Annotated in this window: 13 protein-coding genes and 1 pseudogene; 5 read left to right on the forward strand and 9 right to left on the reverse strand. The window is 68.9% G+C overall.

Annotated elements, in window-relative coordinates:
- Positions 1–2: 2 nt before the first annotated feature.
- Positions 3–1,532 (forward strand): helix-turn-helix domain-containing protein, encoded by a 1,530-nt coding sequence (locus OHS16_RS06105; RefSeq protein ID WP_328536144.1) that lies wholly within the window; start codon positions 3–5, stop codon positions 1,530–1,532.
- Positions 1,533–1,661: 129 nt separating this feature from the next.
- On the opposite strand, the gene pspAB is transcribed toward OHS16_RS06105, so the two are convergent.
- The 4 genes from pspAB to OHS16_RS06125 form a co-directional block, all read right to left on the reverse strand.
- A complete protein-coding gene (gene pspAB, locus OHS16_RS06110; RefSeq protein WP_328536145.1) occupies positions 1,662–2,243 on the reverse strand; it encodes a PspA-associated protein PspAB in 582 nt (193 codons plus the stop codon).
- 33 nt (positions 2,244–2,276) lie between these two features.
- Positions 2,277–3,194, reverse strand: a complete 918-nt coding sequence (htpX, locus tag OHS16_RS06115) for a zinc metalloprotease HtpX (protein WP_328536146.1) — start codon at positions 3,192–3,194, stop codon at positions 2,277–2,279.
- A 158-nt stretch (positions 3,195–3,352) separates the two neighbouring features.
- Entirely contained in the window at positions 3,353–3,751 is a 399-nt protein-coding gene (locus OHS16_RS06120) for a RidA family protein (RefSeq protein WP_328536147.1), read from the reverse strand.
- Complete coding sequence (locus OHS16_RS06125) at positions 3,748–4,857, reverse strand: acyl-CoA dehydrogenase family protein (protein WP_328536148.1); 1,110 nt, start codon at positions 4,855–4,857, stop codon at positions 3,748–3,750. Before OHS16_RS06125 ends, OHS16_RS06120 begins: the two co-directional genes overlap by 4 nt.
- Before the next feature lie 81 nt (positions 4,858–4,938).
- Here OHS16_RS06125 and OHS16_RS06130 point away from each other — a divergent pair, with 81 nt between their 5' ends.
- From OHS16_RS06130 to OHS16_RS06140, 3 genes and pseudogenes are all read left to right on the forward strand, one after another.
- Positions 4,939–6,552: an AMP-binding protein gene (locus OHS16_RS06130; protein ID WP_328536149.1), complete on the forward strand. Its 1,614-nt coding sequence runs from the start codon at positions 4,939–4,941 to the stop codon at positions 6,550–6,552.
- A gap of 90 nt (positions 6,553–6,642) precedes the next feature.
- Positions 6,643–6,990 (forward strand): VOC family protein, encoded by a 348-nt coding sequence (locus OHS16_RS06135; protein ID WP_328536150.1) that lies wholly within the window; start codon positions 6,643–6,645, stop codon positions 6,988–6,990.
- A gap of 80 nt (positions 6,991–7,070) precedes the next feature.
- A pseudogene (locus OHS16_RS06140) lies at positions 7,071–7,226 on the forward strand (GNAT family N-acetyltransferase); the annotation flags it as partial.
- On the opposite strand, the gene OHS16_RS06145 reads toward OHS16_RS06140, so the two are convergent.
- Together OHS16_RS06145 and OHS16_RS06150 are read right to left on the reverse strand one after the other, a co-directional pair.
- Entirely contained in the window at positions 7,213–9,564 is a 2,352-nt protein-coding gene (locus OHS16_RS06145) for a bifunctional salicylyl-CoA 5-hydroxylase/oxidoreductase (RefSeq protein WP_328536151.1), read from the reverse strand. The pseudogene OHS16_RS06140 and the gene OHS16_RS06145 overlap by 14 nt on opposite strands.
- Complete coding sequence (locus OHS16_RS06150) at positions 9,549–10,376, reverse strand: enoyl-CoA hydratase family protein (protein ID WP_328536152.1); 828 nt, start codon at positions 10,374–10,376, stop codon at positions 9,549–9,551. Before OHS16_RS06150 ends, OHS16_RS06145 begins: the two co-directional genes overlap by 16 nt.
- Before the next feature lie 348 nt (positions 10,377–10,724).
- On the opposite strand from OHS16_RS06150, the gene OHS16_RS06155 reads away from it, so the two are divergent.
- Entirely contained in the window at positions 10,725–11,126 is a 402-nt protein-coding gene (locus tag OHS16_RS06155) for an ATP-binding protein (RefSeq protein ID WP_328540734.1), read from the forward strand.
- Here the strand turns inward: OHS16_RS06155 and OHS16_RS06160 are convergent.
- The 3 genes from OHS16_RS06160 to OHS16_RS06170 form a co-directional block, all read right to left on the reverse strand.
- Positions 11,098–12,525 (reverse strand): amino acid permease, encoded by a 1,428-nt coding sequence (locus OHS16_RS06160; RefSeq protein ID WP_328536153.1) that lies wholly within the window; start codon positions 12,523–12,525, stop codon positions 11,098–11,100. The genes OHS16_RS06155 and OHS16_RS06160 overlap by 29 nt on opposite strands.
- A gap of 130 nt (positions 12,526–12,655) precedes the next feature.
- Positions 12,656–13,663, reverse strand: coding sequence for an ornithine carbamoyltransferase (argF, locus tag OHS16_RS06165; protein WP_328536154.1), 1,008 nt, complete (start codon positions 13,661–13,663; stop codon positions 12,656–12,658).
- Positions 13,664–13,766: 103 nt separating this feature from the next.
- Positions 13,767–14,993 (reverse strand): arginine deiminase, encoded by a 1,227-nt coding sequence (locus tag OHS16_RS06170; protein ID WP_328536155.1) that lies wholly within the window; start codon positions 14,991–14,993, stop codon positions 13,767–13,769.
- Between the last annotated feature and the right edge of the window lie 18 nt (positions 14,994–15,011).

The following is a 15,011-nucleotide window of genomic DNA, read 5'->3' on the forward strand; positions in this document are numbered from 1 at the left end:
CCATGGCAGACGACTACCTCGTACGCATCGGCAAGCTCATCCGTGACGCCCGTCAACACCGGGGCTGGACACAGACACAGCTTGCCGATGCGCTGTCCACCAGTCAGAGTGCCGTGAACCGCATCGAGCGTGGGAACCAGAACATCAGCCTTGAGATGATCGCCCGCATCGGCGAGGCGCTCGACAGCGAGATCGTTTCGCTGGGGTACGCCGGGCCGATGCATCTGCGCGTGGTCGGCGGGCGCCGGCTCTCCGGCTCGATCGACGTCAAGACGAGCAAGAACGCCTGTGTGGCCCTGTTGTGCGCCTCGCTGCTGAACAGAGGCCGCACCGTACTGCGCCGGGTGGCCCGCATCGAGGAGGTGTACCGCCTGCTGGAGGTGCTCAACTCCATCGGCGTACGCACCCGTTGGATCAACGACGGCAAGGATCTGGAGATCGTCCCAGCCGCCCGCCTGGACATGGACGCGATCGACGCGACGGCGGCCCGCCGCACCCGCTCGATCATCATGTTCCTCGGTCCGCTGCTGCACCGCCTCGACGCCTTCAAACTCCCGTACGCCGGCGGCTGCGACCTCGGCACCCGCACCATCGAGCCCCATATGATCGCGCTGCGCCGCTTCGGTCTGGAGATCACCGCGACGGAGGGGCTCTATCACGCGCGAGTCGCCCGGGGCGCCACCCCGGACCGCCCGATCGTGCTGACCGAGCGCGGTGACACCGTGACCGAGAACGCGCTGCTCGCCGCCGCCCGCAACGACGGTGTGACGGTGATCCGTAACGCGTCCTCCAACTACATGGTCCAGGACCTGTGCTTCTTCCTCGAGGCCCTGGGCGTGAAGGTCGAGGGCATCGGCACGACGACGCTCACGGTGCACGGCGTCCCGCACATCGACACCGACGTCGACTACTCGCCGTCCGAGGACCCGGTCGAGGCGATGAGCCTGCTGGCCGCCGCCGTCGTCACGGAGTCGGAGCTGACGATCCGGCGGGTGCCGGTCGAGTTCATGGAGATCGAACTCGCGGTACTCGAGGAGATGGGCCTGGACCACGACCGCAGCGCGGAGTACCCCGCGGACAACGGGCGGACCCGGCTGGTGGACCTGACCGTCCGGCCATCGAAGCTCGAAGCGCCGATCGACAAGATCCACCCGATGCCCTTCCCGGGACTGAACATCGACAATGTGCCGTTCTTCGCGGCCATCGCGGCGGTCGCCCAGGGCCAGACCCTGATCCACGACTGGGTCTACGACAACCGGGCCATCTATCTGACCGACCTCAACCGGCTGGGCGGCAGACTGCAGCTTCTCGACCCCCACCGGGTACTCGTGGAAGGCCCGACCCGCTGGCGGGCGGCCGAGATGATGTGTCCGCCCGCACTGCGTCCGGCCGTGGTGGTGCTGCTGGCGATGATGGCGGCCGAGGGCACGTCGGTCCTGCGGAACGTGTATGTGATCAACCGCGGGTACGAGGAGCTGGCCGAGCGGCTGAATTCGGTCGGGGCGCAGATCGAGATCTTCCGGGACATCTAGGCCGGCGGATCGCACGGGATGCCGCTCCTCCCCAGACGAACTCTGCCCGGGGAGGAGCGGCATCCCGTGCGTGCTCGGCGAGCGTACGTGCCGGGCCTCGCGACGCGGCGGACGTTGCGTGCCGCGGCGCTAGAGACCCGGCGCACCCCAGACCGGGAACCAGCGGGCAAGGTCCTTCTCGATACGAAGATCGTCGCCGAGTACCGCCCTGGCCTGGAGCTCGCGCCGGCTGTCGCGTTTCTGGTCCCCCGGCAGGGGCGCGAAGGGGTAGAAGGTGCCGCGTTTGTAGAGGTAGACGAGGGCGAGCGGCCGGTGCGCCTCATCCTGGAAGCCGATCAGGGAGCAGAGCAGCTGCGGACCGAAGCCCCCGTCCTGCAGGAGGCTGTTCACCGCGTGCAGGTCGTTGACCAGGCCGGCCGTGTCATCGGGCGTTCTGCGGGCGAGCAGCCAGGTGTATCCGTACGAGTCCTGGCTGAACGCTACGGGGACTCCGCCCCGGCCGGTGTCCGCGTCGAGCAGTTCCCGCACATCCTGCTGGATCCGGGCGAAGGAACCGCCCTCGGCGCCGGCGAAACAGACCGACCCACGGCCGGTCGGGGTGAATCCGGCACCCGCCTCGAGAGTGAGAGCCGCCGAGGGCAGGGCGAAGAGCTGGTCGAGGTCGGGCCGGACCGGCTTGCTCCGGCCCAGGATGGTGTCGAGCAGACCCACAGGATCAACTCCTGACGGACGGCGTGACTGCCGCTACTGCTGCGGCCGGTCGAGGGATGCGGAGATACGGGCGAGCTGGTCGAGGCGCTGCTCGAGTGTCGGGTGGGACGAGAGCAGCCGCCCCAGGCTCTCCTTCGCGGCGAAGGCCGGCATGAAGTAGAAGGCGTTGTACGGCTCGGCGGCCCGCAAGTCCTCCGTCGGGATGCGTGCCATCTGCCCGCTCACCTTGGTCAGCGCGGACGCGAGCGCCGACGGACGTCCGGTGAGCAGGGCCGCGGTGCGGTCGGCGGACAGTTCACGGTAGCGGGAGAGCAGCCGGGTCAGCAGGAAACTCAGCGCGTACACCACTGCGCTGACCAGCGGGATCAGCATGATGGCGATACCGACGGGATCGTTGCTCCGGGCGCTGCGGCCCAGATTGCCCCAGAGCGCGATCCGGGTGATCAGGCCCGCGAGCACACCCAGGAACGAGGCGACGGTCATGACGGCGACATCCCGGTGCGCGACGTGCGACATCTCGTGTGCCAGGACACCTTCCAGCTCCTCGGGCTCCAGCCTGCGCAGCAGGCCGGTGGTCGCACAGACCAGTGCGGAGCGTTCGCTGCGACCGGTCGCGAAGGCGTTCGGGACGTCGCTCTGCGCTATGGCCACGCGGGGTTTGGGCATATCGGCCAGTGCGCAGATCCGGTCGACGGTGCCGTGCAGTTCCGGTGCCTCCTCCGGGGTGACCTCCCGGGCGCCCATGCCGTACGCCGCGATGCGGTCACTGAACCAGAACTGCGCGACGAACAGACCGCCCGCGAGGATCAGGATGATCGGCCAGGCGCCGCGCAGCAGCGCGAGAAGTACGCCGACCAGGACGACGTAGAGCAGACCGATCAGGAACATGGTGGTCACCATGCGGGTGGTCAGCCCGCGGTCCTGGGCGTAGCGATTACGCGTTCGCGCCATCGTCCTCCTCCCGTCGCTCTCTCACCTCCCATAGTGCTCTCTTCGCCGGAAGGACGGCATAAGGGGGCAAAAAAGCAACGTGGGACGGCGATCGGCCCCGTCGGGCCGCGGCGGCGCGGTCAGGGGCGGCAGGGACGGACTGCTCACTCCGTGGCGCGTCAGGACAGTACGGCGAACCCGTCGATCTCCACCATGGCCTGCTCGTCCCACAGCCGGGTGGTGCCGATCACCGCCATGGCCGGATAGTCGCGGCCTGCCAGCTTCCGCCAGATGAGGCCGAGTTCGGCGGCATGTGCGCGGTAGTCCGCGACATCCGTGGCATAGACGGTGACCCGGGCCAGGTCGGCGGGTGTACCGCCGGCCGCGCGCAGCGCGGTGAGCAGATTCGTCAGAGCCAGTTCGAACTGGTCGGGGAGCGCGCCCCCGGCGACCTTGCCGTCCCTGTCGAGTGCGGTCTGGCCGGCGAGAAAGACCAGCCGGGAGCCGGTTGCCGCGACGGCATGGGAGAAACCGGTGGGCGGCGAGAGTTCCGGCGGGTTGAGGCGGTCGAGACTCATCCGTAGAGCTCCTTGGCGATGATGGTGCGCTGGACCTCGGTCGCGCCTTCGTAGATCCGCGGTGCGCGGACCTCGCGGTAGAGGTGTTCCAGAAGGTGGCCGCGCTGGAGGGCCCGGGCGCCGTGCAGCTGGACTGCGGAGTCCACCACGTACTGGGCGGTCTCGGTGGCGACCATCTTGGCCATGGCCGAACGCATCGCGATTCCGGGGGCTCCCGCGTCGTAGGCGGAGGCCGCCGCGTACACCAGCAGCCGGGCGGCCTCGGTACGGGCGGCCATGTCGGCGACCTGGTGGGCCACCGACTGGAGGTCCTTCAGCGGACCGCCGAAGGCCGTTCGCCGGGAGGTGTGGCTGATGGTCGCGTCCAGCGCGGACCGGGCCATCCCGACGGCGAAGGCACCGACGCTCGGCCGGAAGAGGTTGAGGGTGTTCATGGCGACCCGGAACCCGCGGTCCGGCTCGCCGAGCAGATCGTCACGGGTGACCCGGACATCGTCGAAGGCCAGTGTGCCGATGGGGTGCGGGGAGAGCATGTCGAGCGGGGTTCCGGTCAGGCCGGGACGGTCGGCGGGCACCAGGAAGGCGGTGACCCCCCGGGCACCGGCACCCGCGCCGGTACGGGCGAAGACCGTGTAGAAGTCGGCCTCGGGGGCGTTGGAGATCCAGCACTTCTCGCCGGACAGCCGCCACCCCGCCCCGTCCGGAACCGCCTTCAGCGCCAGCGCGGCGGCATCCGATCCGGCACCGGCCTCACTCAGCGCGAAAGCGGCGACGGCGCGGCCGGAGACGACCTCCGGGAGCAGGCGCTCCCGCTGCTGCGGACTCCCCGCCTGGACGAGCGGATACGTGCCCAGGCCCTGAAGGGCGAGGGCGGTCTCCGCCTCGGTGCAGCCGTACGCCAGGGACTCACGCATCAGGCAGAGTTCCAGTGCGCCGGCTCCGAACAAGCGCTCCAGCAGGCCGAATTGGCCGAGCGCGGCCACCAGGGGCCGGTTGACGCGTCCGGGCTCGCCCTGCTCAGCGAGCGGGCGGAGCCGCTCGGCGGCAAGTGTGCGCAGCTCCTCGCACCACATCAGCTGGTCGTGGTCCAGCGCGAATGCGGCCATCACCGATCCCCTCTATCGTGAACCGTTGACTGTCGTCACGCAAACGATACGCTCCATAGGCGACTAGGGGGCGATCCCGTCATGGAGCTGAAAACATCAGCGCACGTCGACACCTTTCCCCGCGAGCAGCTGCCGCCCGCTCACCAATGGCCGGCGCTGCTCCTCGACCCTGCAGGCCCGCCGGGGCCCGCCGGTCAGGACCGCCTCAACTGCGGTGCTGAGCTGCTCGACCGGACCATTGAGCGTTTCGGCGCGGATCGCCCCGTCTTCCGGACCGCCGCGGGCGAGGTCTGGACCTACGGCGAACTCCGCTCGGAGGTCGCTCGTATCGCTCATGTCCTGACCACCGGTCTCGGGGTCGTGCCCGGAAACCGGGTGCTGCTGCGGGGGCCCACCACCCCTCATCTGGCGGCCTGCTGGCTCGCTGTGATGAAGGCGGGGGCGGTGGCGGTGACCGTACTGGCCGCGCAACGCCCGCAGGAACTGGCCACGATCTGCGGGATCGCACGGATCAGCCATGCGCTGTGCGACATCAGATCGGTGGATGACCTGGTGAAAGCTGAGGTGGCCGGTCTGCGGATCACGACCTACGGCGGCGAAGGACCCGAGGATCTGCTGCATCTGGCAGCGGGCGGGCCCGACGACTTCAGCGCCGTCGAGACCTCGGCCGACGATGTGGCGCTGATCGCCTTCACCTCGGGAACGACCGGGCGGCCCAAGGGCTGTATGCACTTCCATCGCGACGTACTGGCGGTCGCCGACACCTTCGCACAGCACGTCCTGAAGCCACGCCCCGATGATGTCTTCGCCGGAAGTCCGCCGCTGGGCTTCACCTTCGGCCTCGGCGGCCTGGTGATCTTCCCGATGCGGGCCGGGGCCTCGTCGCTGCTCCTCGAGCAGGCCGCTCCGCGTCACCTGCTCCCGGCGCTCGCCGAACACCGGGTGACGGTGCTGTTCACCGCCCCCACGGCGTACCGCAGCATGCTGGAGGACATCGGCGCACACGACATCTCCGCCCTGCGGCGCTGTGTGTCGGCGGGCGAGAACCTGCCGGCTGCAACCTGGCAGGACTGGTACGACCGGACCGGTCTGCGCATCATCAACGGCATCGGCGCGACGGAGCTGCTGCACATCTTCATCTCGGCGGCCGACGAGGCGATCCGTCCAGGAACCACGGGGGTGCCGGTGCCCGGGTGGCAGGCGCGGGTGGTGGACGCGTCGGGCCGCCAGGTGCCCGACGGCGAACCCGGTCTGCTCGCGGTGCGCGGTCCTGTCGGCTGCCGTTATCTCGCCGACGACCGGCAGACGGACTACGTACGGGACGGCTGGAACCTCACGGGCGACACCTATACCAGGGACCCGGACGGCTACTTCCGCTATGTGGCCCGCGCCGACGACATGATCATCTCCGCCGGATACAACATCGCGGGTCCCGAGGTCGAGGACGCGCTGCTGCGGCACCCGGATGTGGTGGAGGCCGCGGTGATCGGACGGGAGGATGCCGGCCGCGGACAGGTGGTGGTGGCGTACGTCGTGCTGCGGGACGGCGCCGGACGGGACGCCCAGGCCCTGCAGGCGTTCGTGAGATCGGAGCTGGCGCCGTACAAGTGTCCGCGGGATGTGGTGTTCCTCGACGCACTTCCCAGGACCCCCACCGGGAAGCTGCAGCGGTTCCGGTTGCGGGACGCGGAATGACCGGCCCCGGACAGCGATGAGTTTTCCCTGGGCCGGGGGTCTGCACTGATACAGGTATCAGCGGGCACAGCCGAGGAGATGACCCGGCCCATGGCATTCACCCACGTTCTCGCCGTAGCCCCGGTGAGCGACATCAGCACCTCGGTGCACTGGTACGAGCGCCTGCTCGGACGGCCCGCCGACAGGACACCGATGCCCGGACTGGCCGACTGGCACCTCTCGCCCGGGGGTTGGCTCCAGGTGTTCCGGTCACCCGAGCACGCGGGATCGACCCTGCTCAATCTCGTCGTCGACGACCTCGACACCACACTCTCCGAGCTCGCGGACCGCGGGATCACGGCCGGTGAGATCCAGCCGGGCGGTGAGAAGGTGCGCTTCGCCGCCGTGCACGACCCCGACGGCAACCGGGTCACCCTGCTGGAGAACCCGGTCTCCTGAGGCTGTCCGGCGTCCCCGGCGGGCGTACGACGCAGGTCACCGGCCGGTGCTCACGGCCGACAGGCGGATGCCGCTCCCCGGCGGCGGTGACGGCCGCTGTCAGCAGCGCGGCGCTGGTCGCCGGAGCGGGTCAGGTGCTGCACTTCACCGACTTGGCCAATCCGACCAGCAACGGTGTGTACCGGCGCATCGGCTTCCGCCCCGTCGGCGACCTGATTGGCGTCAGCCGAGTCTGAGCCGGGGCTTCGGGGCATCGGTCCTGCCGGTCTGCGGCGCCCTGCTGCCCGCCCGGTACGGAAGCGGCCAGGGCGCGGCGGGGCCTGCGTATCCCTGCTCCGCCGCCGCGTGCAGGGTCCAGTGCGGGTCGTAGAGGTGCGGGCGGGCGAGGGCGCACAGATCGGTGCGGCCCGCCAGCAGCAGGGAGTTGACGTCGTCCCAGGAGGAGACGGCGCCCACCGCGATCACCGGGATGCCCAGTTCGTTGCGGATACGGTCGGCGTACGGAGTCTGGTACGAACGCCCGTAGGCAGGCTGTTCGTCGGCCACGACCTGGCCTGTCGACACGTCGATGGCGTCCGCCCCGTGCGCCACGAAGGCCCGTGCGATCTCGACCGCGTCGGCGGCTGTTGTGCCGCCCTGCGCCCAGTCGGTCGCCGAGATCCTGACCGTCATGGGCCGGTCCGCGGGCCAGAGCTGCCGTATGACGTCGAAGACCTCCAGAGGGAAGCGGAGCCTGCCCCTGAGCGAGCCGCCGTAGCCGTCGGTGCGGCGGTTGGTGAGCGGAGAGAGGAAGCCGGACAGCAGATAACCGTGTGCACAGTGCAGTTCGATGAGGTCGAAGCCGCAGCGGACGGCGCGGCGGGCTGCTGCGGCGAACTGCTCGCGGATCTCATTGAGTCCGGCACGGTCGAGGGCGCCGGGAACCTGGTTGACGCCCGGCCGGTAGGGAAGTGCTGAGGCCGCCGAGAGCGGCCAGTTGTGACCGTCGGGGAGCGGCTCGTCGATACCGTCCCACATCAGCCGGGTGGAGCCCTTGCGTCCCGAGTGACCGAGCTGGACGCCAATGGCCGTGCCGGGCGACTGTCCGTGGACGAATTCGGTGATCCGCTGCCATGCGGCGGCCTGCTCGGACGTGTAGAGACCGGTGCAGCCGGGAGTGATACGGCCCTCGGGGCTGACACACACCATCTCGGTCATGACCAGGCCCGCCCCGCCGAGCGCCCGTGCGCCCAGGTGGACGAGGTGGAGGTCGCCGGGCACGCCGTCGGTCGCCGAGTACATGTCCATGGGCGAGACGACGACGCGGTTGCGCAGTTCGAGGCCGCGCAGCTTGAGCGGTGTGAACATCGGCGGGGTGTCCCGCGGGCAGCCGAAGCCCCTCTCCACCGTGTCGGTGAAGCCGGCGTCACGCAGCCGCAGGTTGTCGTGGGTGACCCGTCGGCTGCGGGTGAGCAGGTTGAAGGCGAACTGGCGCGGCGGCTGGTCGAGATACATCCCGAGCTGTTCGAACCACTCCAGGCTGGCTCCCGCGGCTCGCTGGGTGGAGGCCACCACGGGGCGACGCTCGGCCTCGTAAGCGGCCAGAGCCTCGGGCAGACCGGAGTGTTCCTCGATGTTCGCGGCCAGCGCCAGAGCGTCCTCGACGGCCAGCTTGGTGCCGGAGCCGATGGAGAAGTGCGCGGTGTGTGCGGCATCGCCGATCAGCACCGTGTTGCCGTGCGACCAGCGGTCGTTGACGACGGTGCGGAAGGCGGTCCAGGAGGAGTTGTTGCCACTGAGAGGGTGCCCCCCGAGGGCATCGGCGAAGATCTTGGCGCAGCGTCCGATGGACTCCTGCTCGTCGCAGCCGTCGAATCCGGCGGCCCGCCAGACCTCCTCGCGCATCTCGACGATGACGGTGGAGGCGCCCGCCGGGTGGTGCCGGCCTGGTGCCCCGGCCGGACCGTCGCCGGGCGGCGGACAGGAGTAGGGGTAGCCGTGCAGCTGCATGACGCCGTGGTCGGTCTCGGCGATCTCGAAACGGAAGGCGTCGAAGGCGAAGGGCGCGGAGAGCCAGATGTACCGGCAGCGATGCGTGGTGACGCGGGGCGCGAAGACATCGGCGAACGCCTCGCGGGTCGCGCTGTGCACTCCGTCGGCGGCGATCACCAGGTCATGGGCGGCGGCCAGTTCGGCGGGCGGCGGTGCCTCCTCCCGGAAGCGGATCCGCACACCGAGCGAGAGGCAGCGCTGGTGCAGGATCTCCAGCAGCCGGCGCCGTCCGAGCGCCGCGAATCCATGTCCGCCCGAGGTCAGTACGGTCCCGCGGTGGACGATGTCGATGTTGTCCCATCGCACGAATTCGGCCTGCAACGCCCGGTGGACGACCGGATCTGCATGCTCGATACCGCCGAGGGTCTCGTCGGACAGGACGACGCCGAAGCCGAAGGTGTCATCGGGTCCGTTGCGCTCCCAGACGGTGACGGACCGGGCCGGGTCGAGCCGCTTGAGTAGGGCGGCCGCGTAGAGACCACCGGGCCCGCCTCCTACGACGGCGACCCGCAGGGCCGTGGCCACGGTTACCTGCCCTGCCATTTCGGAGGCCGCTTCTCGGTGAAGGCGGCATGGAACTCGGCGTAGTCCTCGCCGTTCATCAGCAGCGCCTGGGTCGCCGCGTCCAGCTCGACCGCGGCGGCCAGTGGCATGTCGAGTTCGGCCGTCAGCAGGGCCTTGGTCTGTGCGTACGCGAGTGCGGGGCCTTCGGCGAGGCGGTGCGCCAGGGCGGCCGCCCTTTCATCGGCCAGGCCCTCCTCCGCCAGTTCGCTGATCAGGCCGATGCGCTCGGCCTCGGGCGCCCTCACGGGCTCCCCCAGCATCAGCAGCCGGGTGGCATGCCCGAGGCCCACCACCCGGGGCAGCAGATAAGCGGCCCCCATGTCGCCACCGGACAGCCCCACCTTCGTGAAGAGGAACGCGAAGCGGGCCGAAGGATCGGCGACGCGGAAATCGGCGGCGAGCGCCAGGACGGCCCCTGCGCCTGCGGCGATCCCGTGCACGGCGGCGATCACCGGGAAGGGACACTCGCGTACCGCCCTCACCACCTGCCCGGTCATCCGGTTGAAGTCCAGCAACTGGGCGGTGTCCATGGCGAGAGTGGCACCGATGATCTCGTCGACATCGCCACCCGAGCAGAATCCCCGTCCCTCACCCGAGAGAACCAGTGCTCGCACGGATCGCTCACGGGAGAGTTCCGCCAGCAGGTCGCGGAGATCGGCATAGGCGCCGAAGGTGAGCGCGTTGAGTTTGTCGGGGCGCGCCAGAGTGACGGTGGCGACCCCGTCCTGCCTCGTCAGGCGGAGATGCTGCCAGCCGGCCGTGCGCGGGGAGGAGCCGGTAAAGGGGCTCATGACATGCGGCCTCCTTCGGTCGGAGGGGGCCGCCCGTGGACCGGCCGGGCCCGTGAGAGGGGTGCCTGCGGGACCAAAATATCACTCCCGCGTGACTACCGTCACGAGTACGCAATAAAGAGAAGGCGGGTGCCGTCCGATCAAAGTCCGGACGGCATGTGTGTCGCAGGTCCCATTTCCTGCGGGCCGGTGCCTCTACTCGGGAAGGCCCACACTTCGTAAGGTTGAAAGCAGGACATTCACTTCGGCATCGAACGACCCGGACGCCCCGGACAACCCGTAGGAAATCGAACGACACAGAACGGAACACCAGCCGTGCCCGACCTCCACAGCCCCGCCTCTTGGCGCATGGCGCTGCCGCACTCCGCGGCCGCCGTGCCCATTGCGCGTGCGCTGATCCGGACGGTGCTCGCCGACATCGAGGGACATGCTTCGGCGGCCGACCGCGACACCGCCGAACTGCTCACCGCCGAACTGGTCGGCAACGCCGTCGAGCACACAGCCGGTGATGACCCGATCGAGCTGGTCATCGAGCTGATGACGGCAGGCTGTCAGGTCGAAGTCCATGACGGCGACCCGTTCCCGCCGGGCGGCCTCACCCGTCCGCCGCCGGCCGATGCCCCCGACCCGTGGCAGGAGCACGGCCGCGGACTGCTGCTCATCCGTACCCTCAGCTCGGACTACGGCCACCGCCCCACCGAACACGGCAAGGCGGTCTGGTTCACCCTGCCGCCGGCTCCGTCCGGATGAGACGCGAATTGCGGCGGCCGTAGCCGGCGTAGATCGCAAGCCCCGCCAGCAGGAACACGGCGAACTGAACCCATGCCTGCCAGCCCGTCCCGTACATCAGGTACGCGCAGAAGCCGACGCCGAGGAGCGGGCTGACGGGGTAGAGGGGCACCCGGAAGGTGCGCGGGAGCGCGGGATGGCTGCGGCGCAGCCCCACCACCGCCACATTCACCGCGACCATGGTCGCGAGCGCTCCGATGGTCGTCAGATTCACCACGACGTCGAGCGAGGCGAACGCGGCCGGCACCGCGAAGACGATCGCGACGATCCACGTGTTCGCGACAGGTGTCGAGGTCCTCGGGGAGACCTTTTCGAACACCCTCGGGACCAGGCCGTCCCGGGACATCGACATCAGGATGCGGGTCTGCCCGTACATCACGGCCAATACCACCGAGGCGATGGCCACGACCGCGCCGAAGGCGATGACACCACCGCCGACCGTCGAATCCGTCACCTGGTCGACAATCAGGGAGAGCGCGGCCGGTTTGCCGCCGACAGCCGTGGCTCCGAAAGCGCCGATGGCGGCCACCGCGACCGCGCAGTACAGCACGGTGACGACACCGATGCAGATCATGATCGCGACCGGGATGTTGCGCCGGGGGTTCTTCACCTCTTCGCCGGCGGTGGTGATCGCGTCGAAGCCGATGTAGGAGAAGAAGGCGATCGACGCGCCTGATGTGATGCCGCCGGCGCCGTCCGTCACGAAGGGCACCAGATGTCCGGCCTCGAAGGCGGTGAACGCGATGGCACAGAAGACCAGCAGAATGACGATCTTCAGCACCGCCATCGCGGCCGTGGCCCGCGCACTCTCGCGGACCCCGCGCACCAGCAGCACAGCGGCCAGCATGATCACGACGATGGCGGGGAGGTTGATCACACCTCCGTCACCGGGCCCGCTGGAGAGCGCGGCGGGCAGCTGGAGCCCGACGAGGCTGTTCAGCAGCTCGTTGAGGTACTGGCTCCACCCCACGGCGACCGCGCTGACCGAGACGCCGTACTCCAGGAGCAGGCACCAGCCGACGAGGAAGGCGATGCGCTCGCCGAGCGTCGCGTAGGCGAAGGAGTACGAGCTGCCCGACACCGGGATCGCACCGCCGAGCTCGGCGAAGGAGAAGGCCGTGAAGATACAGGTGGCCGCGGCCAGCACGAACGAGACGATGACCGCGGGTCCTGCCTCGGCGACGGTGTCGGAGAGGCCGACGAAGATACCGGTCCCCACGATCGCCCCGACACCGAAGCACACCAGCTGGAAGAGCCCCATGCTGCGCCGGAGGCCGTGCCCCTCCAGGTCCGCACCGGACTCGGCGATCAGCAGTTCCGGCGGTTTGATGCGCAGTCCGGACGGACGGAGCGGACTCATGGGGGTTCTTTCTCTGGACGTACAGGGGGTGCGAACGCAGCAAAGTGGGGTTCGAGCGTGCGAGCCCGAACCCCACCAGTCGGCGACACACTAACGGTCGCACCACATATTCACCCAATTGGGCGTATGTCTAATCCCTGTCCGCCAAGGTGGCGACCATGATCGCCTTGATGGTGTGCATCCGGTTCTCCGCTTCGTCGAAGACGACCGAATGCGCCGACTCGAAGACCTCGTCGGTGACTTCGAGTTCGCTCAGCCCGTACTGGTCGTGGATCTCCTGCCCTACCTTGGTGCCCAGGTCGTGGAAGGCCGGCAGGCAGTGCAGGAACTTCACGTCCGGGTTGCCCGTGGCGCGCAGTACGTCCATCGTCACCGCGTACGGCGCGAGTGCGGCGATGCGCTCGGCCCAGATCTCCTTGGGCTCCCCCATGGAGACCCAGACATCGGTGACGACGAAGTCGCAACCGCGGACCCCATCGGCGATGTCCTCGGTCAGCGTGACGGTCGCACCACTGACCTCGGCGAGCTTTCGGGCCTGCACGACGACGTCATCCGCCGGCCAGTACGCCTCGGGCGCGACGATCCGCACGTCGAGGCCCAGCAGCGCACCGGTGATCAGATAGGAGTTCCCCATGTTGAAGCGGGCGTCACCGAGGTAGGCGAAGGCGATCCGCTCCAGCGGCTTGGCGCTGTGCTCGGTCATGGTGAGGACGTCGGCGAGCATCTGGGTGGGGTGCCAGTCATCGGTGAGCCCGTTGTAGACCGGCACTCCCGCGTACTGGGCGAGCACCTCGACATCGGGCTGGCTGTCCCCGCGGTACTCGATGGCGTCGAACATCCGGCCCAGCACACGCGCGGTGTCCTTGAAGGACTCCTTGTGGCCGATCTGGGAGCCCGACGGGTCCAGATACGTGGTCGACGCGCCCTGGTCCGCCGCCGCCACCTCGAACGCGCAGCGGGTGCGGGTCGAGGTCTTCTCGAAGATCAGGGCGACATTCTTGCCGCGCAGCCGCTGCACCTCGGCTCCGGACTTCTTGGCCGCCTTGAGCTCGGCAGCCAGCTCGATCAGGCTGCGGAACTCCTCCGCTGTGAAGTCCAGCTCCTTGAGGAAGTGGCGGCCTGCGAGGTCTATCGCCATGATGACTGCTCCTGGGTCGCAGATATGGGCACGGAAAATGCGGGCACGGAAAACACCGGATGATGGAAGTGTATGCGATTGAGTGCATCACTATACGACATGTCTATGCGGTCCCCCGCTCCACCGGACAGCTCATGCACCGGGGTCCTCCCCTTCCGCGGCCCAGCTCGCTGCCGGGAATCTCGATCACTTCGATCCCTTCCTTGCGGAGATGGGTGTTGGTGGTGACATTGCGTTCGTAGGCCACGACCACGCCGGGCTCGACGGCCAGCACATTGCAGCCGTCGTCCCACTGCTCGCGCTCCGCCGAGTGCACGTCCTGCGTCGCGGTCAGCACCCGGATGTCCTTCAGACCGAGGGCTTCGGCGATGGCACGGTGCATCTGTTCCGGCGCGTGGTCGGTGACCCTCAGCTCGCTCTCTCCGCCGCCCGGTTCGATCGTGTAGGAACGGAGCATGCCCAGCCCGGCGTACTGCGTGAAGGTGTCCGCGTCGACCATGGTCATCACCGTGTCGAGATGCATGAACGCCCGCCTCTTCGGCATGTCGAGCGCCACGATCGTGTGCGCCGAGCCGGCTGCGAACAGCCCCCGGGCCAGCATCTCCACAGCCTGCGGGGTGGTGCGCTCGCTCATTCCGATCAGCACCGCGCCGTTGCCGATGACCAGGACGTCACCCCCTTCGATGGTCGAGGGGTAGTCGACCTGCCCCTGGGACCAGTGGTGGAAGGCACCGGAACCGGTGAACAGCGGATGATGGCGGTAGATCGCTTCGAAGTGGACCGTCTCACGCTGCCGGGCGGGCCAGCGCATCGCGTTGATGGAGACACCGTCGTAGATCCAGGCCGAGGTGTCCCGGGTGAAGAGGTGGTTCGGCAGCGGGCCGAGCAGGAAGTCGTCCAGATCCATCACGTGGAAACGTACCGACGTCGGCTCCTTGTGGCGCTCCAGGAACTCCCTCTTCGTCATCCCGCCGATCAGCGCCTCGACCAGTTCGCCCACCGACAGATCGTCGAATGCCGTCCGCAGGTGGTGGGTGGCGAGCGGTCCGTACTCCTTCTCGTCGAAGACCCGGTCCAGGACGAGCGTGCGAGCCTCGGGCACCTCCAGCGACTCGCGCAGCAGATCGCCGAAGAGATGCACCTCCACACCACGGTCACGGAGTACATCCGCGAAACCGTCGTGCTCCTGACGGGCGCGCCGCACCCAGAGCACATCGTCGAAGAGCAGCGCGTCCTTGTTGCTCGGGGTGAGTCGCTTCAGCTCCAGATCGGGCCGGTGGAGGATGACGCGGCGCAGCGGCCCGGTCTCGGAGTCGACATGGAATCCCATCTCTCCATCCTGTCCCCG

The sequence above is a fragment of the Streptomyces sp. NBC_00344 genome (assembly GCF_036088315.1).
GTDB lineage: Bacteria > Actinomycetota > Actinomycetes > Streptomycetales > Streptomycetaceae > Streptomyces.

What these genes read in the sequence shown, in the direction of transcription:
- OHS16_RS06105 (WP_328536144.1), top strand. Translation starts at nt 3, where the DNA reads ATGGCAGACGACTACCTCGTACGCATCGGCAAGCTCATCCGTGACGCC.
- htpX (WP_328536146.1), bottom strand. Translation starts at nt 3,194, where the DNA reads ATGGCGCGAACGCGTAATCGCTACGCCCAGGACCGCGGGCTGACCACC.
- OHS16_RS06120 (WP_328536147.1), bottom strand. Translation starts at nt 3,751, where the DNA reads ATGAGTCTCGACCGCCTCAACCCGCCGGAACTCTCGCCGCCCACCGGT.
- OHS16_RS06125 (WP_328536148.1), bottom strand. Translation starts at nt 4,857, where the DNA reads ATGGCCGCATTCGCGCTGGACCACGACCAGCTGATGTGGTGCGAGGAG.
- OHS16_RS06130 (WP_328536149.1), top strand. Translation starts at nt 4,939, where the DNA reads ATGGAGCTGAAAACATCAGCGCACGTCGACACCTTTCCCCGCGAGCAG.
- OHS16_RS06135 (WP_328536150.1), top strand. Translation starts at nt 6,643, where the DNA reads ATGGCATTCACCCACGTTCTCGCCGTAGCCCCGGTGAGCGACATCAGC.
- OHS16_RS06145 (WP_328536151.1), bottom strand. Translation starts at nt 9,564, where the DNA reads ATGGCAGGGCAGGTAACCGTGGCCACGGCCCTGCGGGTCGCCGTCGTA.
- OHS16_RS06150 (WP_328536152.1), bottom strand. Translation starts at nt 10,376, where the DNA reads ATGAGCCCCTTTACCGGCTCCTCCCCGCGCACGGCCGGCTGGCAGCAT.
- OHS16_RS06155 (WP_328540734.1), top strand. Translation starts at nt 10,725, where the DNA reads ATGGCGCTGCCGCACTCCGCGGCCGCCGTGCCCATTGCGCGTGCGCTG.
- OHS16_RS06160 (WP_328536153.1), bottom strand. Translation starts at nt 12,525, where the DNA reads ATGAGTCCGCTCCGTCCGTCCGGACTGCGCATCAAACCGCCGGAACTG.
- argF (WP_328536154.1), bottom strand. Translation starts at nt 13,663, where the DNA reads ATGGCGATAGACCTCGCAGGCCGCCACTTCCTCAAGGAGCTGGACTTC.
- OHS16_RS06170 (WP_328536155.1), bottom strand. Translation starts at nt 14,993, where the DNA reads ATGGGATTCCATGTCGACTCCGAGACCGGGCCGCTGCGCCGCGTCATC.